The sequence below is a fragment of the Methylobacterium currus genome (genome assembly GCF_003058325.1).
In the GTDB taxonomy this organism is placed as follows: domain Bacteria; phylum Pseudomonadota; class Alphaproteobacteria; order Rhizobiales; family Beijerinckiaceae; genus Methylobacterium; species Methylobacterium currus.
Map to the genome: position 1 here is coordinate 410,197 of NZ_CP028844.1, position 24,359 is coordinate 434,555.

The following is a 24,359-nucleotide window of genomic DNA, read 5'->3' on the forward strand; positions in this document are numbered from 1 at the left end:
GATGCAGGACGCGGTCCGGGACTTCATCGCCCTGGCGGCCCGGATCGGGCTCAACTTCGACTTCCTGACGAGCCCGTTCGAGGTGCGGATGTGGCTCGACGGGATGGCGACGACGCTCGTCCTCGTCGCCCTCACCATCCCGCTCAGCCTCGCGGGCGGCATTTCCCTGGCGGCGGCGCTGACCTCGGACAGGCCCTGGCTCGCCGGGCCGGCGCGGGCCTATGTCGAGCTGACCCGCAACACGCCGACGCTGGTCCAGCTGATGTTCACGGTGCTCGTGGTCAACATGCTGATCTCGCAGGCGCTCGGCGGCGCGCAGAACAACCCGCTCGGCGCCTGGTTCTGGCTCGTCGCGGTGGTGAGCCTGCACGTGGCGGCGCTCCACGCCGAGGCCCTGCGCGGCGGTATCGAGGCGGTGCCGGCCACCATGATCGAGGCGGCCAGGGGCCTCGGCTTCTCGCGCCTGGAGGTGCTGCGGGTGGTCGAGCTGCCGCTGGCGCTCCGCACCGCGCTGCCGGCGATCGTCAACAACCTCGTCAACCTCGTGAAGCTGACGACGATCGGCTACGCCGTCGCCGTCAACGAGATCACCTACGCCTCGCTGATGATCTGGACCCAGCGGGACAACGTCGTCGAGCTGATGATCGTGCTCCTGGTGTTCTTCAGCGGCATCAACCTCGCGGTGGCGCGGCTCGGCGCGGCGGTCGAGCGGCGGCTGGCGGTGCCGGGGTTCGGGCAGTGACGGCCGCCTCCCGCCCCGCGCGGCCGTCGCCTGCGCCGCTCATCATGGCCGGCAGCGTGGGCGCCGCGGTCGCGCTCTGGCTCGTCCTCGACCCGCCGCTGGCGCGCCTCCTCCTCGAATGGCTGCCTTACCTCGCCCGCGGCTTCTCGATGAACATCCTCATCAGCGCGCTCGCCATGCTGCTCGGCACGCTCGCCGGCGTCGCCCTCGGCGCGATGGAGCTCGCCCAAGCACGGCTCGTGCGGGCCCCGGCGATCGCTTACGTGCAGGTCTTCCGCAATGCCCCGCACCTCGTGCTGATCTTCGCCACCACCTACATCTTCCCGTTCGAGATCGTCGCCTTCGGCCACTACATCCCCTTCCCCGACTGGATGAAGGCGGTGATCGGGCTGGCGATCCCGGCGAGCGCCCACGCCGCCGAGATCACCCGCGGCGCGCTGCAATCGATCCCGACGCCGCAATGGGACGCCGCCAAGGGCCTCGGCTTCTCGCGGATCGAGGCCCTGCGCTTCATCATCCTGCCCCAGTGCCTGCGCCGGGCGCTGCCGCCCTGGATGAACCTGGCCGCCTCGATCTGCATGGGCACGGCGCTCGCCTCCCTGGTCGGCGTCCACGAGCTGCTCCATGCCGCCACCGACGCCAGCACGGCGGTGAGCCGCACCGACTTCACGGTGCTCACCTACGTGGCGGTGCTCTTCGCCTTCTTCCTGTTCTGCTACCCGGTGTCGCGCCTCACGCAACGGCTCGAGCGGCGCCTCGCCCGATGAGTCCAGAAGCCATGACCTCGTCGCCCCCTCCCCTCGTCGCCCTCGAGGACGTGCATCTGAGCTTCGGTCCGACCGAGGTGCTGAAGGGCATCGACCTGACGGTCGCCCGCGGCGAGGCGGTGTCGATCATCGGCCCGTCGGGCTCGGGCAAGTCGACGATCCTGCGCTGCATCAACGCCCTGCTGGCGCCGAGCTCCGGCCGGATCACCGTCAACGGCGTCCGGGTCGATGCCCTGCGGAATGAAGCCGAGCGCATCGCGTTGCGAAAGCGCATCGGCATCGTGTTCCAGCAATACAACCTGTTCCCGCACCTGACGGTGCTCGACAACATCACCATCGCGCCGGTCCGCATCCTCAAGGAGACGCGGGCGGAGGCCGAGCGTCATGCCCGCGAATTGCTGGAGCGGGTGCGCCTCGCCGACAAGGTCGCTTCCTATCCGGGCCAGCTCTCGGGCGGGCAGCAGCAGCGGGTCGCCATCGCCCGGGCGCTCGCCATGCGGCCGGACCTGGTGCTGTTCGACGAGGTGACCTCGGCCCTCGATCCCGAGACGGTGGGCGAGGTGCTGGCGGTGATCCGCGGTCTGGTGCGGGAGGGCATGACCAGCCTCCTCGTAACCCACGAGATGCGCTTCGCCGAGGAGATCAGCGACCGGATCGTGTTCACCGAGAACGGCCGCATCGTTGAGGACGGCCCGCCCGACCAGATCTTCCACCGCTCGCAGAACCCGCGCATCCGCCACTTCGTGCGGGGGCTCGGGGCCCGCGAGGCGGTGCAGCCCGGCGAGGGAATCTGACCCCATGACCACCTCCCTCACCCACGGCTTCGCCGCGCTGATCGCCACATCCGTCCCCTCCGACGAGGCGGTTGCCGCGGCGCGGCTCGCGATCGTCGATGGCCTCGCCTGCGCGCTCGGCGGCGCCGACGACCGCTCGACCGGGATCCTGGTCGGGACCCTGGGCGCCGGGACCGGCCCCTCCGTGCTGATCGGCCGGACGGAGCGCGCCGACCCGTTCACCGCCGCCCTGATCAACGGCCATAGCGGCCACGTCCTCGATTACGACGACGTCCATGCCAGCGTACGCGGCCACCCGACGGTCGTGATCCTGCCGGCGCTGCTGGCGCTGGCGGGCACCCGCCCGGTCGCCGCCCGCGACCTGATCGCGGCCTCTATCGTCGGCCTGGAGGCGATGGCGCGGCTCGGCCTGGCGCTCGGCTCGCGCCACTACGAGACCGGCTTCCACGCCACGGCGACCCTCGGGACCGTCGGCGCCGCGGCGGCCGTCGCGCACCTGCTGCGCTTCCCACCCGACACGACCGCGGTGGCGCTCGGCCTCGCCGCCACGCAATCGGCGGGCCTGCGCCTGCAATTCGGCACCGACGCCAAGCCCCTCCATGCCGGCCTCGCGTCGCGTGCGGGGCTGACGGCGGCGTGCCTCGCTGAAGCCGGGCTCTCCGGAGCGCCGGACTTCCTCGGCGGACCGATCGGCTTCCTCGACGCCTTCGGATTCGGCGCGACGGCGCCCGAGCGCCTGCTTCCCGGCTGGGGCGAGCCGTGGCAGATCCTGACGCCCGGCCTGACGCTCAAGGCGTTCCCCTGCTGCACGGCGGCCCATCCGGTCGCGGTCGGGGCGCTGGCCCTGCGCGACGCGGACGGCCTGCGCCCGGATTCGGTCGAGGCCGTCACCCTCACCTTCCCGCCCGGCGGCGACGCCGCGCTCGTGGTCTCAGCAGCCGGCACCGGCATCGAGGCGCGGTTCAGCCCCGAATACATCTTCGCCGCCGCCCTCACGGATGGCGCGCTGAGCATAGGCCATTTCGACGAGCGGCCGGTGCTGCCGGACCTCGCGGCGCTGGCCGCCCGCGTCTCGCGCCGCCACGACGACGCGGCGCCGCGCCTGTCCTCCGACCCGGCGACGCGGTTCGTAGTCCTCGACGTGACCGTCAAGGACGGCCGGAGGTTAAGCCGGCGGATCGAGGGCCTGCCGGGCCTGACCGACGCCAGGCCGAAATTCCGCGACGCGACCGGGGACGCACCCGTCTTCGCCGAGATCCCGGACCTCGTCGCCCGGATGAGCGATGAGGCCGACCTCGCCCGCCTCCTCGCCCTCCTCGGCCAGAGCCGTCCCTGATCTCCGACAAAGAGGCGTCCCCGATGACAGCCCCCGTGACAGGCCCCATCACAGGCCCCATGACAGCCCCCCGCCGCATCCATCTCGGGCTCTTCCTCCAGGGCGCCGGCCATCACGTCTCCGGCTGGCGCCATGCCGACGCCGAAGCGGGCAGCGAGAATTTCGACCTGCTGCGCCGGATGGTGAAGGCAGCCGAGGCGGCGAAGTTCGACATGGTCTTTCTCGCCGACGGCCTGACCAGCGGCGTCGACGCCCACCCGTCGATGATCGCCCGGTTCGAGCCCCTGACGCTCCTCGGCGCGCTCGCCATGGTGACCGAGCGGATCGGTCTCGCGGCCACGGCCTCCACCACCTATGGCGAGCCCTACCACCTCGCCCGCGCCTTCGCGTCGATCGATCACCTGAGCCAGGGCCGTGCGGCTTGGAACGTCGTGACGACCTCCTACGCCCGCACGGCCAACAACTTCTCGAAGAGCCACCCCGAGCATGACGCCCGCTACGCCATCGCGGAAGAGTTCGTCGACGTGGTGCGCGGCCTGTGGGACAGCTGGTCCGACGATGCCTTCCCGAAGGACAAGGAACGCGGCGTCTATGCCGACCCGGCCAAGGTGCGGGTGCTCGACCACGCCGGGACCTATTACTCGGTGAAGGGCCCTCTCAACATCCCGCGCTCGCCGCAAGGGCATCCGGTGCTGATCCAGGCCGGGTCCTCGGGTCCCGGCCAGGACCTCGCGGCGCGGGCCGCCGACATCGTGTTCACCGCCCAGGCGAGCTTGACCGAAGCGCAAGCCTTCTACCGCAGCCTGAAGCAGCGGGTCGCCGGCTTCGGCCGCGACCCGAACTCGGTCGCGGTGATGCCGGGCTTCCTGCCGGTGGTCGGGCGCAGCCTCAAGGAGGCGAGCGAGAGGCTGAGCGAACTCGACCGCTGGAGCCCCATCGAGCGCGCGATGCCGCTGCTCGAGGAGCGCATCGGCCATTCCCTTAGCGGCTACGACCTCGACGGGCCGCTACCGGACCTGCCGATCTCGGACCAGCTGCGCAGCCGCGCCGAGCTGCTGACCGAGCTCGCCCGCCGCGAGGGCCTGACGATCCGCCAGCTGGCGCTCCGGGTCGCGGCGGGCCGCGGCCACCACATCGTGCTGGGTACGGCGTCCGACATCGCCGACCGGATGCAGGAATGGTTCGAGACGGGGGCCGCCGACGGCTTCAACGTCATGCCGCCCTACTTCCCGGGCGGCCTCGACGCGTTCGTGGCCGAGGTGGTGCCGATCCTGCAAGAGCGCGGCCTGTTCCGCACCGAGTACGAGGGCACGACGTTGCGCGACCATCTGGGGATCGCGCGGCCGGACTGGCCGGGGGCGTGAGCTGGGCTCGACCGAGATCTCCCGGCATTGGACATGGCGTCGGCCGACTTTCTTCTTGACGGTGGGTGGAAGTGGCCACACTGTCCCGCGCCATGCGCAGGAACCGGACCCCTTGTGACCGACGCCGACGCCGCTCCACACAAGCGGCGGCTCTTCGGGCTGCGCGTCGATCGGCATCCGTCTGCGCGGTGACGGCCTCACGCTAGGCCCACCGCCGGAGCGGCTCCGGTCCGCGTTCCTGAACCCCCGCAGCCCTCGGCTCCGGGGGTTTTTGTTTGCCCGAACCCCAGAGGAACACCCCATGAGCATGCGCGTCGGCATCGTCGGGATCAGCGGTTTTGGCGGCGGCGAGGCGTTGCGCCTGATCGCCGGTCACCCTTCCTTCGAACTCGTCTACGCAGCCGGCGAGGGCAGCGCCGGCAGCCGTCTGGCGGACCGCTTTCCCGGCGTGCCGGCCAGGCTGGCCGACCTGGTGATCGAGAAGTGGGACCCTGCGACCCTGCCGCCGCTCGACGTGCTGTTCGCGTCGCTGCCGACCGGCAGCTCGGCCGAGGCGCTGGCGCGCGTTCCCGCCGACGTGAAGATCGTCGATATCGGCGGCGACCACCGCTACGTCGACGGGTGGGCCTACGGCCTGGCCGATATCTGGCCCGACCGGATCGTGGGCCGGAGCCGCGTCGCCAATCCCGGCTGCTTCCCGGCGGCGGCGCTGACCGCTCTGGCGCCGCTCCTGGCCGACAGGCTGATCGAGCCCGGCAACATCGTGATCGACGCCAAGACCGGCATCTCGGGTGCCGGCCGGGGCGGCGGCGACAGCCGGTTCGGCTATGCCGAGAGCAACGAGAACCTCGTGCCCTATGGTCTGCTCAAGCACGTCCACATGCCCGAGATCGCCGAGACGATCGAGCGGCTGAGCGGCGGCAGCGCGGCCGGGCTGGTCTTCACGCCGCATCTGGTGCCGATGACCCGCGGCCTCCTCGTCACGATCTATGGCCGCGGCCGCGCCACGACGGACCAGTGCCTGGCCGCGGCCCGGCGCTTCTATGCCGGGCGGGCCTTCGTCCGCGTGACCGACAGGCCGCCGCAGACCAAATGGGCGACGGGCTCGAACCTCGCCTTCGTCCATTATGCGGCCGATCCCGAGCGCAACCTGGTGATCGCGATGGGCGTGGTCGACAATCTCGGCAAGGGAGCGGCCGGTCAGGCGGTGCAGAATGCGAACCTGATCTGCGGCTTGCCGGAGAATGCGGGGCTGGACGGCGCACCTGTCTGGCCGTGACGGTCGGCCTTGGGGCGGCGGGGAGGATCCTGCGACTGGCCATGACCGACGTTGCGGCAGGCGTCCAGGCTGATCGCTTCACGCGATCACGGCGCGCTCGCTGTCGCCATGCGTAACCAGCGCCGGCGCAAGCGTGCCGGCGGAGCAAACTCCACCGCTCGACGCTCCGCCGTCGCGGGTTCTCGCTGCGAAGCCGGGAGTCTTTCTCCGGAATACCCGTCACATGGCCGACGCAGCAGCCACATGCGGCGCCTTCGCCTTCTCGGCCGACCTGATCGCCTTCCAGGCATTCGGCTGGGACACGAAGCCGCGCAGCGCCGCGACGTTCTGCGCCGCCTGGGCCGGGCCGAGGTCGCGGGTCAGCACCTGCTCGGCCTCGCCGAAGCGCCCTTGCAGGCCGAGGACCAGGGCGAGGTTCTGGCGCACCCGGCCGTCGGCGCGCGGGTCTGCGCTGGCCTGGCGCAACGTCGATTCCGCCTCGGGCAGGCGCTTGGCCAGCGCATAGGACAGGCCGAGATTCGACAGCACCGCCGGCTCGCCGGGGACGATCTTGAGGGCCGCCTCGTAGTAGCGCTGGGCCTGGACATGGTCGCCCATCTGGTCGGCCACCGCTCCTTGCGCGGAGAGCACGCGCCAGTCGGGATTGGCCGGGGAATGGGCGTTGCGCAGCACCTCCGCCGCCTCGCCGAAGCGGCCGACCTCGGCCAGGCTCTTCCCGTAGGCGGCGAGCACCGCCGGGTTCTTCGGGTTGCGCAGGGCGGTCTGCTGGAGCACGGCCGCGGCCTGGGCGCCCTGGTCGGTCGCCCGCAGGGCCTGGGCATAGGCCATCGCGGTGCCGACATCGGCCGGATCCTTCTCGTAGCGCGCCGCGAGGCGCGCGACGTCGCGCCGGGCGGTGTCCACCGGGGCGCCGGCGTCGATCGAGCCGGTGGTGAAGGAATCGACCGAGCCCGTGGTGAGGGACTTGAGCGACTCGCGCGACAGGCAACCCGACGCCATCAGGGCCACGACGCCGGCGACGGCGAGCCGCCGCAGGGAGTACGAGCGGACGGGGCGGGTCTCGACGGTCGCGGGCATTGGCCACTCCAGGGGCGGGCCTGGGATGTGGCAACCCCGCTCCCACGGCCCTCGTGACCGTGGTGATAGGTCGTTAACCCTAATGCGTCGTTAACGCTGCGGCCTCTCCGACGGGGTCGCCTTCGGGGCCGGCTGGGGCGCCTTCGCGCCGCCCCGGTCGGTGCCGGTGCCGTGGCGGCTCGGCGTCACCGGCTCGCCCTGGTGGCGGCTGCCGTCCTCGATGCCAATGGTCTCGCGTCGCTCCAGCGGGTTGATGGGCTTTTGATCCTCGGCCATGCGGGCCTCCTCCGGGTTCCGGTCTGGTCCGGGGTGACGCCGCAGGCAGGCCGGAGTTCCCGGAGAGCCGGCCGGCGGCCAGCATTGACAACCGCCCCGTCTTGGCTCCCCCTCCGGCCTTTCTCGAAGGAAGGGATGCCCCGCGTGACCACGCTCCTGCCCGCGACCGAGGACGCCATCCCGATCCGCTGCGTCGACGCCGTCGGCTGGCCGGCGCTGCAGGCGGAGCTGCCGCCCCTCGCGGCGGCCTTCGCGACGGCGTCCGGGTTCGAGGCGAAGCCCGGCCGGACTGCCCTGCTGCCGGGGCCAGACGGGGCGCTGGCCCTCGTACTGTACGGGGTCGAGGCCGGCGGCCGGGCCGATCCGTTCGCGGTCGGGCGCCTGCCCGAGGCCCTGCCCGAGGGGACGTACCGCCTCGAAAACCTGCCCGGCGATCCCGCCCTCGCGGCGCTCGCCTGGCGGCTCTCCGGCTACCGTTTCGGGCGCTACCGCGAGCGGCCGTCACCGGGGGCCCGTCTCGTCGCGCCCGAAGGCGTCGATGCCGCCGAGATCGACCGCATCGCCGATGCCGTGGCGGCGGGCCGCGACCTCGTCAACACGCCGGCGAACGATCTCGGACCGGCGGAGATCGAGGCGGCGTCCCGGGCGCTAGCCGAACGGTTCGGCGCCACCTGCCGGGTGATCGCCGGCGAGGCGCTGGAACAGGGCTTCCCGCTCATCGCCGCGGTCGGCCGGGCTTCGCCGCGGGCGCCGCGCCTGGTCGACCTCACCTGGGGCGACACGGACGCGCCGCGCGTGACCCTCGTCGGCAAGGGCGTGGTGTTCGACACCGGCGGGCTCGACATCAAGCCCTCCGCCGCGATGCTTCTGATGAAGAAGGACATGGCCGGGGCCGCGGTGGCGCTCGCCGCCGCCGAGATGGTGATGGGGGCGGGTCTTCCCATCCGCCTGCGCGTGCTGGTCCCCACGGTCGAGAACGCGGTCGCCGGCGAGGCCTTCCGCCCCGGCGACGTGCTGGCGAGCCGGCGCGGCCTGACCGTCGAGATCGGCAACACCGACGCGGAAGGACGGCTGATCCTCGCCGACGCGCTGGCGCTCGCCGACGAGGAGGCGCCGGAGCTGGTCTTCGACTTCGCGACGCTCACGGGTGCGGCCCGGGTGGCGCTCGGCCCCGACCTGCCGGCCCTGTTCACCGAGGACGACGCGCTGGCGGCGGACCTGACCGCGACGGGCCTCTCCGTCAACGACCCGGTGTGGCGGATGCCGCTCTGGGCGCCCTACGCCGCCCTTCTCGATTCGAAGATCGCCGACCTCAACAACGTCTCGGGCGGCCCCTTCGCCGGGGCGGTGACGGCGGCCCTGTTCCTGCGCCGCTTCGCGCCGGCGGCCAAGGCCCATGTCCATCTCGACCTCTACGGCTGGAACCCGAGCACGAAGCCCGGCCGGCCGGAGGGCGGCGAGGTGCAGACCGCGCGCCTCGTCTACGCCCTGCTCAAGAGCCGCTACGCTGCGCGCGGGTAGGGGGCGCTACGCCGTGCCGAGCGCCGCGCGCTCCACCTCGTAGGCCTCCCGCACCACCGCCTTGCCGTAGCGGCGTTCCAGCCGCCGCACGGTGAAGTGGCCGCGGGCGACGGCCTGGAAATGGTCCATGAAGGCGGTGTTGACGGCCGCCCCCCGAGGGCACCCAGAACCGGGACCGCCTGGGCGGCGAGCTTCTGCGACACCACGCCCCCGAAGCGGGCACCGACCTGGCCGGCGAAGCGAATCAGGGCCGGCGCGCTCTCGTCGACGAGGCCGCGGCCCGCGGCGTAGCGGGCCGCCTCCGACATCGCCTTCGCCAGCGCGCCGCGCACCGCGAAATAGCCGCTCTCGGCCGCGTTCCCGGCCGCGCCCTCGCCCTGCGTCGTGCCGCGGCCGCCGAGCGCGAAGACCTGCATGCAGGCGAGCGCGGCTTCCGGGTCGCCCAAATCCTCGCCCTCGCGCTGGGCGATCTCGGCGATCGAGCGCAGCATCAGGGTGGTGGAGACCGGCAGTTCGACGGCGAGGGTGGTGATGCCGAAGGCCCCTCCGATGGCGCCCGAGACCGCCGCCAGGGCCTTGTGGCCGCGGTCGCCGGGCGGAAAGCGCTCGAGCAGCTCCATCGCTTTGGCGCGCCAGGACGGCGAGAGGTCGGGGCCGAGCGGGGCCAGGGCGCTGGCCTCCGACCGTGGCTCCGCCGACGCCTCCGCCGCCTTCGGCAGGGTCGCGAGCGCCACGTGCAGGGCGCCGCGCATCGCCGTCTCGGTGGCATGGCCGACCGCGTCGATGACGGGGGTCGGCAGGGCGCGGGTGATGAGGTCGAGGGGGGCGCCGGCCATGGCGGAGAGACGGCCGGCGAGGCTCGGGCGCTCCAGGGCCGCGACGGCCCGGCGCAAGGCCGCGCGGTCCTCGGCGCTCAACGGCGCCGAGGCCCCGACCGGGACGGGGGACGGGGCGGGCTCGACGGCGACGATCTCGGACACGGGCGCTCCCTCGCGGATGACAGGCTCGGGATTAAAGCTGGGGCGCCGGGGGCGGGTTCCGCAAGGGGCGGGCGGCCGGGGCAAATGCCCCGGCCATCAGGCCCGGGCCGGCAGTTCCTCGGGCGGCGCCGGCTCGGTCTCGCCGGGCAGCATGCGGAGCCCAAGGCAGAGCAGGGTCACCGGGATGCCGACGGCCGAGGTCATGACGAAGAAGGCCGGGTAGCCGAGCGACTCGACGGCGAAGCCCGAGAGGCCGCCGACGAACTTGCCCGGCAGGGCGTAGAGCGAGGAGAGCAGCGCGTATTGCGTCGCCGCGAAGGCCGGCGAGGTCAGGCTCGACATGTAGGCGATCAGCGCCGTGCCCGCGAAGGCGCCGGCGAAATTGTCGATGCTGATGCTGGCGACGAGCAGCGGCAGGTCGTGGCCGGCGAGCGCCAGCCAGGCGAACATCAGGTTCGAGGCCGAGGCCGCGATCCCGCCGATCAGGAGCGCCGGGTAGAGGCCGAGCCGGCTTACCGCGATGCCGCCCGCGAAGGCCCCGGCGATGCCGACCCAGACGCCGTAGACCTTCGAGACCGTGGCGATCTCCGAGAGGGAGAACTTCATGTCGATGTAGAGCGGGTTCGCCATGATGCCGGACACGATGTCGGGCAGGCGGTAGACCGTGATGAGCGCGAGGATCAGCACCAGCCCCGAGCCCTTGCGGGCGACGAGATCCGCGAAGGGATCGACCACGGCCTCGCGGAGCGCGTGCCGCCAGCCGCGCCGCGGCCCCGGATCGCGGGCCTGCACCTTCGGCGCCGCCAGCGTGCCGGCGACGGCGACGAGCATCAGCAGCGCCATGCTGCCATAGGCCGGCGCCCAGCCGAAGGCGTCGGCGACGAACAGCGCGCCCGCGCCGGCGCAGATCCGCGCGAGGCTGTAGCCGAGCTGGTAGGAGGCCAGCATCATGCCTTGCCGCTCGGTCGGCGCGGAATCGATGCGCCAGCCGTCGACCACGATGTCCTGGGTCGCCGACGCGAAGGCGATGACCAGCGCACAGACCACCGTGTAGCCGAGCGAGCCCGCCGGATCGCCCCGGCTCATCGCCACGAGGCCCGCCGCCACGGCGGCTTGCGACAGCAGCATCCAGGCCCGGCGCCGGCCGAGCCACCGCGACAGGACCGGCAGGTCGACCCGGTCGATCACGGGCGCCCAGAGGAACTTCAGCGTGTAGGCGAGCGAGACGTAGCTCAGGAGCCCGATGCTCGACCGCTCGATGCCGGCGCTGCGCAGCCAGGCCGACAGGGTAGCGAAGACGAGCAGGATCGGCAGCCCGGCGCCGAAGCCGAGCACCAGCATCATGGCCATCCGCCGGTCCGCCACCACGTCCCGCAGGGTGGCGCGGGTGCGGGCGAGCCAGCCCGTGCCCTCTTTCCCGGCCGTCTTCGTCATCGTGATCGTCGTCCTCCAGGCGTGAGGCACCGCGCGGGGCCGCCGCCGCGCAATCGACCCCAGCATGTGGGCGGGATCATGATGGATGAGAAATTAACATTGTGTCCACCGGAGCTTACGTGACCATCGGGAACCCCGCCCGCAGTCGCGGGTTCGCTCAGGAGAAATGGGGCCACGGCCCCGCTCCGTCCCGGATCGGCCGGGCGGGGCTAGGCCGCGGACGGGCGGGTTGCGGATGATCGGGTTGGATGCTCCGAGGGAGGCCGGAACGAGGACGACGCGCGCCGACGAGGCCACGCCTCGGGGCGCGCAGCCATGGGATGCGCCGTTCCTGGCCGCCTTCCGCGCCAGCGCGACGCCGATGGTGATGACCGACCCTGCCCTGCCCGACAACCCGATCGTGTTCACCAACGACGCCTTCTGCCAGCTCACCGGCTACGCGGCGGAGGAAGTGCTGGGCCGCAATTGCCGCTTCCTGCAGGGACCCGACACCGATCCCCGCGAGATCGCCCGGGTGCGGGATGCGGTGGTCCGGGGCGAGCCGTTGCGGGTCGACCTCCTGAACTATCGCAAGGACGGGCGCCCGTTCTGGAACGACATGACGCTCACCCCGGTGCGGGACGAGGCCGGCACGGTGCGCTCCTTCTTCGCGGTCCTCACCGACGTCACCCGGACGCGCCAGGCCGAGCGGACGCTCGTGCGGGAGAAGGACGGCCTCGCCCAGGATCTCGAGGCGCGCAACCGGGCGCTCCAGGCCGCCCTCGACCAGCAGACCGCCCTGCTGCACGAGGTCGACCACCGGGTGAAGAACAACCTCCAGGTCATCTCCTCCCTGGTGCTGCTCAAGGCGCGGCGCACCCGCGATCCCGCCTGCCGCGACGTGTTGCGCAGCATGGCCGACCGGATCGGCGCGCTCGCCACCGCCCACCGTCTGCTCTACGCGGTGAGCGACGTCGCCCGGTTCGACCTGCGCGACTTCGCGACCGATTTCGCGGCCGACCTCGAAGCCGGACTCGACCCGGACCGGATCGCGCTCTCGGTCGATGTCGAGGCGGTCGCCGTGCCGGCCTCGATGGCCGCGCCTCTGGCGCTCCTCGTGCACGAACTCGCCGTCAACGCGGTCCGGCACGGCTTCCCGGGCGAGCGGCGCGGCCAGGTCGGGATCACGGCGAGGGCCGAGGGCGAGCACCTGATCCTCGACATCCGCGACGACGGCGTCGGGATGCCCGAGCAGTCCGACAACCCCGAGGGCTTCGGCCGCGACCTCGTCGGCATGCTGGTGCGCCAGCTGCGCGGCAGCCTCGCCGTCGAGGCGCTGAATCCCGGCACCCGCGCCTATGTCGTCCTGCCGCTCGGGATCGGACAGTCGAGACCCGGTCATCCGGGAACCGGCCATTGAGCGCGGGCGGCCTGCGGGTCCTGATCGTCGAGGACGAAGCCTTCATCGCCCTCGAGCTCGAATGCCTCCTGGAGGAAGCCGGCTACGTGCCCGTCGGGGTCGCGACCCGCTCGGGCGAGGCGATCGCCCTCGCCCGCGACCTCGCGCCCGACATCGCCCTCGTCGACATCCACCTCGCCGACGGCCCGACGGGGGTCGCGGTGGCGCAGGCCCTGAGCGCCCGGCCCGGCCTCACGGTGCTGTTCACCACCGCCAACGCCAAGCGCGTCCCGCCGGACTTCGCGGGGGCGGCCGGGATCATCGCCAAGCCCTATTCGGAGCGGGTGATCCGCGCAGCGCTCGCCTATGTGCGCGGGCGGTATCATGGCGGGGTGCCGGCGGAGGCGCCGGACGGGGTGGTGTTGGCGCCGCGGCTACAGACCTAACAGGTGCGATCGAAATTGTTCGATCAGTACATATTTTTATATCATGAAAGCTTCATCTGAAACCAGACGTTGCGCTGCGATCGGCATCAGAACGTATCATATTTGAGTATTGCCTTTTTTATTACCGATGAATATAGGACTTCAATTTTTTTATTGATGTACAAAATATCGTTATGATAACGTATATTTCGTCAATTTATTGGCGAGAGATCATATAATGACTTTGAAAAACAGTTTTCCGGAACCGCCTCGTCCGCAACCGACTGGACGCTACATCGTGACGTTCGATCCCAGTATCAAGACGGCGCAAGCACAGGCGCTCATCGAGAACCGAATCGGCATCCGCACATTCGACCTGCGCGAGATCGGGGATACGCGACTGCCTGGCCCAGGCGCGGCCGCTCCGGAGGGGGGTGCCGTCATCGAACGCTTCAAGGTCGCGATCATCCAACCCCAGGATGCCGTCGGCGCGCGCATCGCGAGCCTCCGGGCCGAGAGCGGCGTGGAGACGGTACGACCGGAATTCTACCTCTTCGCGATCAGCGAACTCGAGCGGCGCTACGCGGCGTGGGTTCGGGAAGGGCTCTCGATCCTGGCGAACGGCTTTCCCGAGGCGGCAGCGCCCGTGGCCGCGGCGGCCGAGATGGCGGCAGCCGAGGCGGCGGCCTTTGCCGACAACGACCAGCTCACCTGGGGTCTTCAGGCCGTCGGCGCCGATCGGACGCCCTATACCGGCAAGGGGATACGGGTGGCGGTCCTCGATACCGGTCTCGACTTCGATCACCTCGATTTCGCCGGGCGTGCGATCGTCAGCCAGAGCTTCGTGCGGGACGGCTCCGTGCAAGATGTCCAAGGGCACGGCACCCACACGGCCGGCACTCTCGCCGGGCCGGCCAGCTCGAAGGTCGGCCGGCGCTACGGCGTGGCCCCGGACGTCGACCTCCATATCGGCAAGGTCCTCGACGATCGCGGCGCCGGGGCCGAATTCGACGTCGTCGAGGGCATGAACTGGGCGATCGAAAAGGAATGCGCCGTCATCTCGATGTCCGTCGGCCGACCGACACGGACGAACGAGACCTTCGACCCCCTCTATGAGCGAGCCGGGCGTGCGGCACTCAAGAAGAACTGCCTGATCATTGCGGCCTCCGGTAACGAGAGCGCCCGCGACTACGGCTACATCGCCCCCATCGGCGCGCCGGCGAACTCCCCATCGATCATGGCGGTGGGCGCTGTCGACCCGAAGCTGAAGGTCGCTCCGTTCTCCTGCGGTGGGGTGAACGAGGACGGAAAAGCGCTCGACCTCGTTGGGCCGGGCATGTCGGTCTACTCGGCCTTCCCCGAGCCCCGGCGGTCGCGCACCCTCCAGGGTACCAGCATGGCCTGCCCGCACGTCGCCGGCGTGGCTGCGCTGTTTGCCGAGTCTGACCTGTCCCTGCGGGGGCTCCGCCTGCGGCAAGCGCTGATCGCCGCCGCACGCGAGATCGGCCAGGTGCGTGACTATGGCCACGGCCTCGTCCAGGCTCCCCGAGGGGCCGGCGCCTGATAAGGATTCCGAAGGTTATTGTCTTAGCCTCTTGGCAAACCCGCGCGGAGCTTGGCTCCGCGCGCCCGGCGGCACCGACGCTCGCTGGGGTCAGCGGCCGATGATCGTCTCGTCGGGCCCGGTCCGTCCGCGCCACCGGCCACCCGACGAGCAGCACGGGAGATCGGGTCGGACAACCATGGTGAGGACGTCGTGCCAGCTTGCGCACGGGGTCGAATCGACCGACATTGGCGCTATATACCTTGTCAAGATGGAGAGCCGCCATGGCAGACGTTGAAATGATCATCATGGTTGAAGACGAAAACCATGCCGATATCAAGGAGGTTGCCAAATCACTCGAAGCTAAAGGTCTTCATGTACATAAGACTATTCCGCGTTTCCGAACGATCTTCGGAACAAGCGATATTGGCTTGGTAAACGCTTTCAAGGATGTCGCCGGAGTCGAGGCGGTTCGACCGCAGACGAACTTTCAGCTTCCGCCGATGGACGAGAAGGTGCCGCAATAGACGCGATTTTATCGATCAATGCAATGTCGCAACATCGAAGCCGGTGCGTGCAATCTGCAACAACAGCCCCCGACCGAAGGGCGGCCGGGGGAATGCGGTCGATGTCGGCGATTGTGACCGGGAACTCTCCGCCTATCTCTCAGCCCGCGCCGCCTTAAGCCGGTAGAGCGCGTCCAGCGCATCCCGCGGACTCAACGCATCCGGATCGATGCCGTCGAGCAGCAGGCCGACCGGGTCGGGTTTCTCCACCACCGGCGTCGGCGGCGGGGCGGCCGGCATCGCGGAAAACAGCGGCAATTCGGCGGGGATCTTGCGCCGACCGGAACCGCCCTCCCCGCGCTCCAGTTCGGCGAGCAGCGCCTTGGCGCGGGCGATCACCGGGGCCGGCAGGCCGGCGAGGCGGGCGACCTGGAGGCCGTAGGAGCGGTCGGCGGCGCCCGGCACCACCTCGTGCAGGAAGACGACGTCGCCCTTCCATTCCGTCACCTTGAGGGTGGCGTTGGAGAGCCGGTCGAGGCCCTGGGCGAGACCGGTCAGCTCGTGGAAGTGGGTGGCGAACAGGGCCCGGCAGCCATTGGCGCCGTGCAGGTGCTCCAGGCAGGCCCAGGCGATCGACAGCCCGTCGAAGGTGGCGGTGCCGCGGCCGATCTCGTCGAGCACCACCAGGGAGCGGCGCGTCGCCTGGTTCAGGATCGCGGCGGTCTCGACCATCTCGACCATGAAGGTCGAGTGGCCGCGCGCCAGGTCGTCGGCGGCGCCGACGCGGGAGAACAGCCGGTCGACGAGGCCGAGATGGGCCGACGCGGCGGGCACGTAGGCGCCCATCTGGGCGAGCACCGCGATCAGCGCATTCTGGCGCAGGAAGGTCGACTTGCCGCCCATGTTCGGGCCGGTGACGAGGAGGATCTGACCCGCCTGTGTCCCAGAGAGGTCGCAGGCATTGGCGATGAAGGCTTCGCCGGCCTTGGTCAGGGCCGCCTCGACGACCGGGTGGCGCCCGCCCTCGATCCGGAAGGCGAGGCTGTCGTCGACGATCGGACGGGTCCAGTTCAATTCGACGGCGAGTTCCGCGTGCGATGCCGCGACGTCGAGCGCCGCGAGCGCGCTCGCCGCCGCCACGATCGAGTCGGATTCCGCCATCACGGCCTTGGACAGGGTCTCGAAGATCTCGAGTTCGAGGGCCAGTCCGCGTCCGGCAGCGTTGGCGATCTTGGTTTCCAGCTCGCCCAGTTCGACGCTGGTGAAGCGCATCGCGTCCACCATGGTCTGGCGGTGGACGAAGGTGGCGCGCCAGGGATCCTTCAGCAGGGTCTCGCCGAAGGCCTGCGGCACCTCGATGTAGTAGCCGAGCAGGTTGTTGTGCTTGATCCTGAGCGTCCGGCAGCCGGTCTCGGCGGCGTAGCGGGCCTGGAGCCCGGCCACGACCTGGCGCGAATCGCGCTGGAGCGTGCGGGATTCGTCGAGTTCGGCCCGATAGCCCTCGCGCACGAAGCCGCCGTCGCGGCGCTGCAAGGGAAGGTCGTCGGCGAGCGCGCCGGCCAGCTCGTCGGCGAGCCCCTCGTCGAGCCCGGCCAGGATGCGGGCGGCCTTGCCGATCTCGCCCGGCAGCGCACCAGCCCCGGCAAGCGCGGTTGCGATGCCGCGGGCCGCGAGCAGCCCGTCGCGCAACGCCGCGAGGTCGCGGGGCCCGGCCCGGCCGAGGCCGATCCGGGTCAGCGCCCGGGCCATGTCGGGCGCGCGGGCAAGTTCGGCCCGCAACTCCGCCCGCAGCGGCCCCTCGCCCACCAGAAACTCGACCGCGTCGTGGCGGCGCCGGATCAGCGCGAGGTCGGTCGAGGGGCCGGCCAGCCGCTCGGCCAGGAGGCGCGCCCCGGCCCCGCCCACCGTGCGATCGATGGCGGCGAGCAGGCTGCCCGCCCGCTCGCCCGAAAGGGTGCGGGTGAGCTCGAGATTCGCCCGCGTCGCCGCGTCGATCATCAGGCTCGCGCCGGCCGCCTGGCGGGTCGGCGGGCTCAAGGTGACCTTGGCGCCGAGCTGGGTGCGGGCGATGTAATGCAGGACCGCGCCGGCAGCCGCGACCTCGACCCGGCTGAAGGCGCCGAATCCGTCGAGGGTCTGGACGCCGAACTGCTCCTTGAGCGCGCGCTCGGCGGAAGCCGGATCGACGTCGCCGCGGCCGACCGGCGTGACGGCGGCCCTCGTGTCGCGCCAGAGGCGGGCGAGGTCGGGATCCTGGTGAATGGACTCCGCCATCACGATCTCGCGCGGATCGAGCCGGGCGATCTCGGCGGCGAGCCCCGCCCCCTCGACCTCGCCGAGAGAGAACCGCCCGGTCGAGATGTCGACGGCGGCAAGCCCGTAGGCCCAGGCCGCGTCCGAGGCGCGCCGGCGGGCGAGCGCCAGGAGCACGTTGGCCCGGCCGGGGTCCAGCAGGCGGTCTTCCGTGATGGTGCCCGGGGTGACGAGGCGCACCACCTCGCGCCGCACCACCGATTTCGCGCCGCGCTTCTTGGCCTCGGCCGGGTCCTCGGTCTGCTCGCAGACCGCGACCCGGTGGCCGAGCCCGATCAGCCGCTGGAGGTAGTCGTCGGAGCGCTCCACCGGCACGCCGCACATCGGGATGTCGGCGCCGCCATGCTTGCCCCGACGGGTGAGCACGATGCCCAACGCCCGCGAGGCGATCTCGGCATCCCCGAAGAACAGCTCGTAGAAGTCCCCCATGCGGTAGAACAGGAGAGAATCGGGATTCGCCGCCTTGATCTCGATGTACTGCGCCATCATCGGCGAGACCTTGGCGTCGTCGTCGGCGGCGGCAGGGCGCCGGCCGCGGGCGGGGGCTAAGGGCGCCGCCTCGGCGAGGTCGTAGGGCTCGTCGCGCAGGAGGCGGCCGGTGTCGCTGTCCATCGTCATGAGATCTCGGGCCGGTGACCTTGAGGCTGTGGTCGGATCCGCGGCGATCCTGGTCCGCCAGACTAACAGAGGCCCGCGGCCAGGCTCCAGACCGGCAGAACGGGGAAGATGGGGATGGTCGTCCCCGGCTGAAAATGCCGGCCGGGCGGGTGTTGGCGCCGCAGCCCCGCTTGAGCCGGCCGAGTCATGGCCCTAAGGGACGTGTCCCGCCGTCAGCGCGAACCTGTCGTTGAAAGAAGAGCTTGGCATGAGCGAGTCCCGTCCCGTCACCCGCCGCAAGCGCCCGACCTTCACCGACCAGGAGGCGCTGCAATTCCACCAGCAGGGCCGCCCGGGCAAGCTGGAGGTGGTGGCGACGAAGCCGATGGCGACGCAGCGCGACCTGTCGCTCGCCTATTCGCCGGGCGTCGCCGTGCCGGTCCTAGCCATCGCGGACAACCCGCAGCTGGCCTACGACTACACCGCCAAGGGCAACCTGGTGGCGGTGATCTCGAACGGCACCGCGATCCTGGGCCTCGGCAATCGCGGCGCGCTCGCCTCCAAGCCGGTGATGGAGGGCAAGGCGGTCCTGTTCAAGCGCTTCGCCGACATCGATTCCTTCGACCTCGAGGTCGGGACCGAGGACGCCGAGGCGTTCATCAACTGCGTGCGCTACCTCGGGCCCACCTTCGGCGGCATCAACCTGGAGGACATCAAGGCCCCCGAGTGCTTCATCATCGAGGAGCGCCTGCGGGAACTGATGGACATCCCGGTCTTCCACGACGACCAGCACGGCACCGCGATCATCTCGTCGGCGGGCATCATCAACGCCCTGCACATCACCGGCCGGGACATCTCCGAGGCCCGCCTCGTCGTCAACGGCGCCGGGGCGGCGGGCATCGCCTGCATCGAGCTCGTCAAGGCGCTCGGCTTCCGCTCCGAGAACGTGATCCTGTGCGACACCAAGGGCGTGGTGTTCCAGGGCCGCACCGAGGGCATGAACCAGTGGAAGTCGGCCCACGCGGTCGCGACTTCGAAGCGCACGCTCGCCGAGGCGATGGACGGCGCCGACATCGTGTTCGGCCTCTCGGTGAAGGGCGCCTTCACCCCTGAGATGATCGCCTCGATGGCGCCGCAGCCGATCATCTTCGCGATGGCGAACCCCGATCCGGAGATCACCGTCGAGGAGGTGGCCCAGGTCCGCGACGACGCCATCGTGGCGACCGGGCGCTCGGACTACCCGAACCAGGTCAACAACGTTCTGGGCTTCCCCTACATCTTCCGCGGCGCCCTCGACGTGCACGCGACCACGATCAACATGGAGATGAAGATCGCGGCGGCGCAGGCCCTCGCCGCTCTCGCCCGCGAGGACGTGCCGGACGAGGTCGCGGCGGCCTATCAGGGCGCGCGGCCGCGCTTCGGGCGCGACTACATCATCCCGGTGCCGTTCGATCCGCGCCTGATCCACACCGTGCCCCCGGCGGTGGCCAAGGCCGCGATGGAGACCGGCGTCGCCCGCAAGCCCATCGACAACATGGACCGCTACCGGGCCCAGCTCTCGGCGCGGCGCGACCCCGTCGCCGGCACCCTCAACCGGGTGTTCGAGCGGGTGCGCAAGTTCCCCAAGCGCGTCGTCTTCGCCGAGGGCGAGGAGGAGGTGGTGATCCGCGCCGCGGTGTCGTTCGTCAACCAGGGCCTCGGTACCGCGATCCTGGTCGGCCGCGAGGACCGAGTGATGGCCAATGCCGAGGCCGCCGGCATCGACCTCAACGGCCGCGACAACATCGAGATCCACAACGCCGCGAAGTCGCACCGCAACAGCGTCTACGCGCAGTTCCTCTACGCCCGGATGCAGCGCAAGGGGTACCTGTTCCGCGATTGCCAGCGCCTGATCAACCAGGACCGCAACCACTTCGCCGCCTCGATGGTGGCGCTCGGCGACGCCGACGCGATGGTGACCGGCACCACCCGCAACTACTCGATCGCGCTCGAGGACGTGCGCCGCGTGATCGACCACAAGCCCGGCCACCGTGTGATCGGCGTCTCGCTCTGCCTCGCCCGCGGCCGCGCGGTGCTGGTCGCCGACACGGCGATCCACGAGATGCCGAGCGCCGAGGAACTCGCCGGCATCGCCATCGAGGCCGCCGGCGTGGCGCGGCGCCTCGGCTACGAGCCGCGGGTGGCGATGCTGTCGTTCTCGACCTTCGGCCATCCGAAGGCCGAGCGCGCCGAGCGGGTGCAGGAGGCGGTCAAGATCCTCGACGGGATGCGGGTCGATTTCGAGTATGACGGCGAGATGGCGGCCGATGTCGCCCTCGACAAGGACCTGCTCGCCCAGTACCCGTTCAGCCGGCTCAAGCAGCCGGCCAACGTTCTGGTGATGCCGGCCTTCCACTCGGCTTCGATCTCCACCAAGATGCTGCAGGAACTTGGCGGCGCCCAGGTGCTCGGGCCGCTGATCGTCGGCCTCGACAAGGCGGTGCAGATCGTCCCGCTCGGGGCGACCGATTCCGACCTCGTCAACATGGCGGCGCTCGCCGCCTACAACATCGGCGGATGATCGCTATCCCGGAGCCCGGTGGGCTCCGCCTGATCTCGTCCGTCTCCTCATCCTGACGGGTCGGCCGAAGGAGGCTTCCAGGGATCGCCCAGATCTCTGGAGGCCTTCTTCGAGGCTTCCATCGGTCGCACCGCAGGAAGAGGTCGAGGGGCGGAAGAGGCTTCTTGTCTCGACGCGGTCAGTCGCCCGCCACTCGGGCGGCGTCCTCCCGCGCCTTGTCCCGCGCCAGCTCCTCCGGCACCAGGGTGGCGGCGTCCTGGCGCGCCGCCAGGGCCGAGAGGCGGATAGGTCGGTCGTCCCAGGCATCGACCCCGACGTCGCAGGAGCGGGTGGTGTCCGGGAGCGTGCCGTGGGTGTGGCCGTAGAGGTGGCGGGTGCCGCGCCACAGGCCGGGCCAAGCCCGGTGGGCGTAATGCGCGAGGTACAGCCGCCATTCGCGGCCCTCCTCCCGCAGGGTGATCCGCGCGCTCTCCACCGGCGGGTCGGCCCAGGGCAGGTCGAGGACGCGGTTGCTGTCGTGGTTGCCGCGCACCAGACGCTTGATGCCGTTCAGCCGGGCGAAGATCGCCGCGCAATAGGCGCGTTCGGCATGCGCCGCGAAATCGCCGACGTGCCAGACCTCGTCCTCCGGCCCGACGACCGCGTTCCAGTTCGCCACCAGGGTCTCGTCGTGCTCCGCGAGCGAGGCGAAGCGCCGGCCGCGCTGCCGCAGAATGTGAGCGTCGCCGAAATGCGTGTCGGCGGTGAAGAAGACGGCCATGCTGACCCGGTTCGCCCGCGGGACGGATGCGGGATCAGATGGGGCGACCCGGCGCGCCGGCACGGGACGGATCGCCGCGTCGGCGTGTTCTCCCCGCAAGGACCGGGGGCGGCCGGTCCCGGCGGCCGGACGACCGCCGGGCGGCTCCTCAGTAGCTGTAGTTCCGGGCCGTGCCGTAGCCGTCGCGCGGGCGCACGCGGGCGCCGTAATCGACGTCGCGCGCGGCGCGGCGCTTGGCGAGCGCCCGGCCGGCGAGGCAGCCCGCCACCGCGCCGACGACGCCGCGCTCGGCCAGGTAGTGCCCGGCGATGCCGCCGATGATCGCGCCCTTGATGCAGCCCTTGGCCTCCGCCGCGCCGACGCCCATCAGCGTCACGACCGCCACCACAGCCGCCTTCGCCACGTTCCGCATGATGCCTCCTCGCGCTCTCGCGATCCATTCAACGGCCAGGCTCGGCCGCCGTTCCGTCGCGGCAACGGGCGATGGCGGCCGGTGTGGCCGGTGTGGCCGGGCCGGCCCTTGCGCCACAGGAGCTTGGCCGTCGTGACCTCGCCCGGCTTGACCCGGACCGTGGTCAACGATTCTTTACCAAACACCATTAAGGCAGCAGGGCTGACCCGCCGAGGTGACATGTCAGGATCAGGCAGCGAGCGACCAGCCGCCGGCATGCCGCGCGAGGGTGACGACCCGGATCTGCGCGCGTCGATCCGGCGCGACCAGCTCGAGGCGGTGCGCCGCAGCGTGCAGCACGCCATGCCGGTCAACGCGCTCCTTGGCGTGACCGGCGCCCTGGTCGCCGCGCAGACAGGACAGGGCGGCGCGGGACTCGCCTGGTTCGCCGTCTCGTCGTCCGTGAACCTCGTCCGGTTCGGCCTGTGCCGCGCGCCCTGCCCCGGCCTCGCCGTCCCCGGGGCCGTGCCGCCCGGGCCGAGCCGGGGCGCCGCCCGCTCGATCGACCGGCATCTCCGCCTCGCCACCCTCGCGGCGCTGCTGTCGGGCCTGGTCTGGTCCCTGGTGGCGCTCCTATGCGACGGCTACACCGCGCCCCAGACCCTGTTCTACCTCATCGTCACCTGCGGCATCACCGCCGGCGCCGTCACCCACGGCATGGCCTACGCGGCGATCCCTGCGAGCTTCATCACGCCGCCGCTGCTCACGGTCGCCGGCTGCCTCGTCTGGGCCGGCGGGTTCGACCGCGCCTGCCTCGCCGCGACGGTGCTGATCTACCTCGCGGCGCTCCTGCGCAGCGCCGTCGAGACCGAGCAGGGCTTTCGCCGCACCTCCCGGCTGAAGAACGAGGCCACGGCCCTCGCCCGGGCGCGCCAGGAGGCGCACGAGGCGGCGAGCGCGCTCGCCGACGAGATGCGCCGGCGCGCCACCCACGACGCCCTCACCGGGCTGATGAACCGTGCCGGCTTCGCGCAGGGTGCGGAGGCGCGGATCCTCCAGTCCGGGCCGGCGCCGTGCCTGATGCTGCTCGACCTCGACGGCTTCAAGTCGGTCAACGACGTCTATGGCCACTCGACCGGCGACCGGGTGCTGATCGAGGTGGCGCGGCGCCTGCGCCGGGCCCTGCCGCCGGACACGCTGGCGGCCCGCTTCGGCGGCGACGAGTTCGCGGTCCTGTACGATCCGGCCTCCGGCCCGTCGCCGGCCGATCTGGCCGCGACGCTGATCCGGGCCGTGATCGAGCCGTTCGAGAGCTTCGATACCGGCCGCCTCGGCATCAGCATCGGCCTGTGCCACGCCCATGGCCCCAGCCTGACCCAGATGCTGACCTGCGCCGACGAGGCGCTCTACGCTGCCAAGGCCGCCGGCCGGAACCGCTTCCGGATCTTCGACGAGGGCCTGCGCGGGCGCCTGGAGATGCGGCGCGACAGCGAGCGGGATCTCTCCCACGCCCTGGCCGAGAACGGCCTCGCGGTCTGGTTCCAGCCGATCTTCGGCGAGGCCGGCGGCCGCGTCGCCGGCCTCGAGGCCCTGGTGCGCTGGAACCACCCGGTCCATGGCTGGGTCCCGCCCGGCGAGATCGTCGCCGCCGCCGCCCGGGCCGGCCTGACCGAATCGCTCCTGCGCTTCATCCTGGAGCAGGTCTGCGGCGCGATGCAGGTCCTGCGGGCCGGCGGCGTCCCCGACATCCGGGTGGCGATGAACGTCTCGCCGCGGGAGATGGCGCAGATCCCGGTCGACGAGATCGTGCTCGACCGCCTGCAGGCGCTGGGCCTAGCCCCGTCGCTCCTCGAGATCGAGATCACCGAGGAGACCGCCCTCGACATCGCGGCGGTGCAGGGCAAGCTCCTCGCCCTCTCCCGCGCAGGAATTCGGGTGGCGCTCGACGATTTCGGCACCGGCTACTCGTCGCTGGCCTCGCTGCGCCAGCTGCGGGCCGGCCGGGTCAAGATCGACCGCAGCCTCGTCACCGGCCTGTCGGCCTCCGACGACAAGCGCGGGCTGGTCCAGGCCGTGCTCGGCCTCGGCCGGGCGCTCGGCCTCGAAGTGGTGGCCGAGGGCGTCGAGACCGCAGAGGACCTCGCCACCCTGCGGGCTCTCGGCTGCCCGTTCCTGCAGGGCTACCATCTCGGCCGCCCGGCCCCGGCCGATCAGGCGCTCCGGCAGGCCCTCGCCTGCCGCCCGGATGCGGCCTGACCCTGCTCACACATCTCCGGCAGTTCCGGGCCTGTCCGCACTGGTCCGGGCCGCCGCTCT

At 71.3% G+C, this 24,359-nt stretch carries 19 protein-coding genes and 1 pseudogene; 13 read left to right on the top strand and 7 right to left on the bottom strand.

What is annotated here, in order from left to right:
- Position 1 precedes the first annotated feature (1 nt).
- The 6 genes from DA075_RS32040 (at position 2) to argC (ending at position 6,282) form a co-directional block, all read left to right on the top strand.
- A complete protein-coding gene (locus tag DA075_RS32040) occupies positions 2-742 on the top strand; it encodes an amino acid ABC transporter permease (protein WP_099957166.1) in 741 nt (246 codons plus the stop codon).
- A 44-nt stretch (positions 743-786) separates the two neighbouring features.
- Positions 787-1,509, top strand: coding sequence for an amino acid ABC transporter permease (locus DA075_RS32045; RefSeq protein WP_099957574.1), 723 nt, complete (start codon positions 787-789; stop codon positions 1,507-1,509).
- An 11-nt stretch (positions 1,510-1,520) separates the two neighbouring features.
- Positions 1,521-2,303, top strand: a complete 783-nt coding sequence (locus DA075_RS32050; RefSeq protein WP_164712580.1) for an amino acid ABC transporter ATP-binding protein — start codon at positions 1,521-1,523, stop codon at positions 2,301-2,303.
- Positions 2,304-2,307: 4 nt separating this feature from the next.
- A complete protein-coding gene (locus DA075_RS32055; RefSeq protein ID WP_099957168.1) occupies positions 2,308-3,639 on the top strand; it encodes an MmgE/PrpD family protein in 1,332 nt (443 codons plus the stop codon).
- Positions 3,640-3,698: 59 nt separating this feature from the next.
- Complete coding sequence (locus DA075_RS32060; protein ID WP_099957169.1) at positions 3,699-5,003, top strand: LLM class flavin-dependent oxidoreductase; 1,305 nt, start codon at positions 3,699-3,701, stop codon at positions 5,001-5,003.
- A 301-nt stretch (positions 5,004-5,304) separates the two neighbouring features.
- Entirely contained in the window at positions 5,305-6,282 is a 978-nt protein-coding gene (gene argC, locus DA075_RS32065; RefSeq protein ID WP_099957170.1) for an N-acetyl-gamma-glutamyl-phosphate reductase, read from the top strand.
- A 219-nt stretch (positions 6,283-6,501) separates the two neighbouring features.
- On the opposite strand, the gene DA075_RS32070 is transcribed toward argC, so the two are convergent.
- Positions 6,502-7,359, bottom strand: coding sequence for a tetratricopeptide repeat protein (locus tag DA075_RS32070; protein WP_244936703.1), 858 nt, complete (start codon positions 7,357-7,359; stop codon positions 6,502-6,504).
- Between the two features lie 90 nt (positions 7,360-7,449).
- A complete protein-coding gene (locus tag DA075_RS32075; RefSeq protein ID WP_099957171.1) occupies positions 7,450-7,635 on the bottom strand; it encodes a hypothetical protein in 186 nt (61 codons plus the stop codon).
- A gap of 135 nt (positions 7,636-7,770) precedes the next feature.
- Between DA075_RS32075 and DA075_RS32080 the strand changes: the two genes are divergently transcribed.
- The gene (locus tag DA075_RS32080) at positions 7,771-9,156 is read left to right on the top strand and encodes a leucyl aminopeptidase family protein (protein WP_099957172.1); all 1,386 of its coding nucleotides are present in this window, start codon (positions 7,771-7,773) and stop codon (positions 9,154-9,156) included.
- Positions 9,157-9,162: 6 nt separating this feature from the next.
- Here the strand turns inward: DA075_RS32080 and DA075_RS32085 are convergent.
- Positions 9,163-10,127 (bottom strand): annotated as a pseudogene (locus DA075_RS32085) (EcsC family protein).
- A gap of 105 nt (positions 10,128-10,232) precedes the next feature.
- Positions 10,233-11,570, bottom strand: a complete 1,338-nt coding sequence (locus DA075_RS32090) for an AmpG family muropeptide MFS transporter (RefSeq protein WP_099957173.1) — start codon at positions 11,568-11,570, stop codon at positions 10,233-10,235.
- Between the two features lie 331 nt (positions 11,571-11,901).
- On the opposite strand from DA075_RS32090, the gene DA075_RS32095 reads away from it, so the two are divergent.
- From DA075_RS32095 to DA075_RS36185, 4 genes are all read left to right on the top strand, one after another.
- Positions 11,902-12,969, top strand: coding sequence for a PAS domain-containing protein (locus DA075_RS32095; RefSeq protein ID WP_269153995.1), 1,068 nt, complete (start codon positions 11,902-11,904; stop codon positions 12,967-12,969).
- Positions 12,966-13,394, top strand: a complete 429-nt coding sequence (locus tag DA075_RS32100) for a response regulator (RefSeq protein ID WP_099957175.1) — start codon at positions 12,966-12,968, stop codon at positions 13,392-13,394. The genes DA075_RS32095 and DA075_RS32100 overlap by 4 nt, the downstream gene beginning before the upstream one ends.
- Before the next feature lie 277 nt (positions 13,395-13,671).
- Entirely contained in the window at positions 13,672-14,937 is a 1,266-nt protein-coding gene (locus tag DA075_RS32105; RefSeq protein ID WP_164712581.1) for a S8 family serine peptidase, read from the top strand.
- Positions 14,938-15,200: 263 nt separating this feature from the next.
- A complete protein-coding gene (locus DA075_RS36185) occupies positions 15,201-15,443 on the top strand; it encodes a hypothetical protein (RefSeq protein ID WP_123834529.1) in 243 nt (80 codons plus the stop codon).
- A gap of 132 nt (positions 15,444-15,575) precedes the next feature.
- On the opposite strand, the gene mutS is transcribed toward DA075_RS36185, so the two are convergent.
- Positions 15,576-18,224, bottom strand: a complete 2,649-nt coding sequence (gene mutS, locus DA075_RS32110; protein WP_244936708.1) for a DNA mismatch repair protein MutS — start codon at positions 18,222-18,224, stop codon at positions 15,576-15,578.
- Between the two features lie 376 nt (positions 18,225-18,600).
- Between mutS and DA075_RS32115 the strand changes: the two genes are divergently transcribed.
- Positions 18,601-20,892 (top strand): NADP-dependent malic enzyme, encoded by a 2,292-nt coding sequence (locus tag DA075_RS32115; RefSeq protein ID WP_099957178.1) that lies wholly within the window; start codon positions 18,601-18,603, stop codon positions 20,890-20,892.
- Between the two features lie 178 nt (positions 20,893-21,070).
- On the opposite strand, the gene DA075_RS32120 is transcribed toward DA075_RS32115, so the two are convergent.
- Complete coding sequence (locus tag DA075_RS32120) at positions 21,071-21,652, bottom strand: metallophosphoesterase (RefSeq protein ID WP_099957179.1); 582 nt, start codon at positions 21,650-21,652, stop codon at positions 21,071-21,073.
- A 148-nt stretch (positions 21,653-21,800) separates the two neighbouring features.
- Positions 21,801-22,064 (bottom strand): hypothetical protein, encoded by a 264-nt coding sequence (locus DA075_RS32125; RefSeq protein ID WP_099957180.1) that lies wholly within the window; start codon positions 22,062-22,064, stop codon positions 21,801-21,803.
- A 255-nt stretch (positions 22,065-22,319) separates the two neighbouring features.
- Here DA075_RS32125 and DA075_RS32130 point away from each other — a divergent pair, with 255 nt between their 5' ends.
- Positions 22,320-24,299, top strand: a complete 1,980-nt coding sequence (locus DA075_RS32130; RefSeq protein WP_099957181.1) for a putative bifunctional diguanylate cyclase/phosphodiesterase — start codon at positions 22,320-22,322, stop codon at positions 24,297-24,299.
- Positions 24,300-24,359: the final 60 nt, after the last annotated feature.

Excerpts from the sequence above, each read along its gene's own strand:
- argC (WP_099957170.1), top strand. The coding sequence starts at position 5,305 with ATGAGCATGCGCGTCGGCATCGTCGGGATCAGCGGTTTTGGCGGCGGC.
- mutS (WP_244936708.1), bottom strand. The coding sequence starts at position 18,224 with ATGATGGCGCAGTACATCGAGATCAAGGCGGCGAATCCCGATTCTCTC.
- DA075_RS32070 (WP_244936703.1), bottom strand. The coding sequence starts at position 7,359 with ATGCCCGCGACCGTCGAGACCCGCCCCGTCCGCTCGTACTCCCTGCGG.
- DA075_RS32125 (WP_099957180.1), bottom strand. The coding sequence starts at position 22,064 with ATGCGGAACGTGGCGAAGGCGGCTGTGGTGGCGGTCGTGACGCTGATG.
- DA075_RS32080 (WP_099957172.1), top strand. The coding sequence starts at position 7,771 with ATGCCCCGCGTGACCACGCTCCTGCCCGCGACCGAGGACGCCATCCCG.
- DA075_RS32130 (WP_099957181.1), top strand. The coding sequence starts at position 22,320 with ATGCCGCGCGAGGGTGACGACCCGGATCTGCGCGCGTCGATCCGGCGC.
- DA075_RS32115 (WP_099957178.1), top strand. The coding sequence starts at position 18,601 with ATGAGCGAGTCCCGTCCCGTCACCCGCCGCAAGCGCCCGACCTTCACC.
- DA075_RS32045 (WP_099957574.1), top strand. The coding sequence starts at position 787 with ATGGCCGGCAGCGTGGGCGCCGCGGTCGCGCTCTGGCTCGTCCTCGAC.
- DA075_RS32040 (WP_099957166.1), top strand. The coding sequence starts at position 2 with ATGCAGGACGCGGTCCGGGACTTCATCGCCCTGGCGGCCCGGATCGGG.
- DA075_RS32055 (WP_099957168.1), top strand. The coding sequence starts at position 2,308 with ATGACCACCTCCCTCACCCACGGCTTCGCCGCGCTGATCGCCACATCC.
- DA075_RS32060 (WP_099957169.1), top strand. The coding sequence starts at position 3,699 with ATGACAGCCCCCCGCCGCATCCATCTCGGGCTCTTCCTCCAGGGCGCC.
- DA075_RS32050 (WP_164712580.1), top strand. The coding sequence starts at position 1,521 with ATGACCTCGTCGCCCCCTCCCCTCGTCGCCCTCGAGGACGTGCATCTG.
- DA075_RS36185 (WP_123834529.1), top strand. The coding sequence starts at position 15,201 with ATGGCAGACGTTGAAATGATCATCATGGTTGAAGACGAAAACCATGCC.
- DA075_RS32090 (WP_099957173.1), bottom strand. The coding sequence starts at position 11,570 with ATGACGAAGACGGCCGGGAAAGAGGGCACGGGCTGGCTCGCCCGCACC.
- DA075_RS32120 (WP_099957179.1), bottom strand. The coding sequence starts at position 21,652 with ATGGCCGTCTTCTTCACCGCCGACACGCATTTCGGCGACGCTCACATT.
- DA075_RS32075 (WP_099957171.1), bottom strand. The coding sequence starts at position 7,635 with ATGGCCGAGGATCAAAAGCCCATCAACCCGCTGGAGCGACGCGAGACC.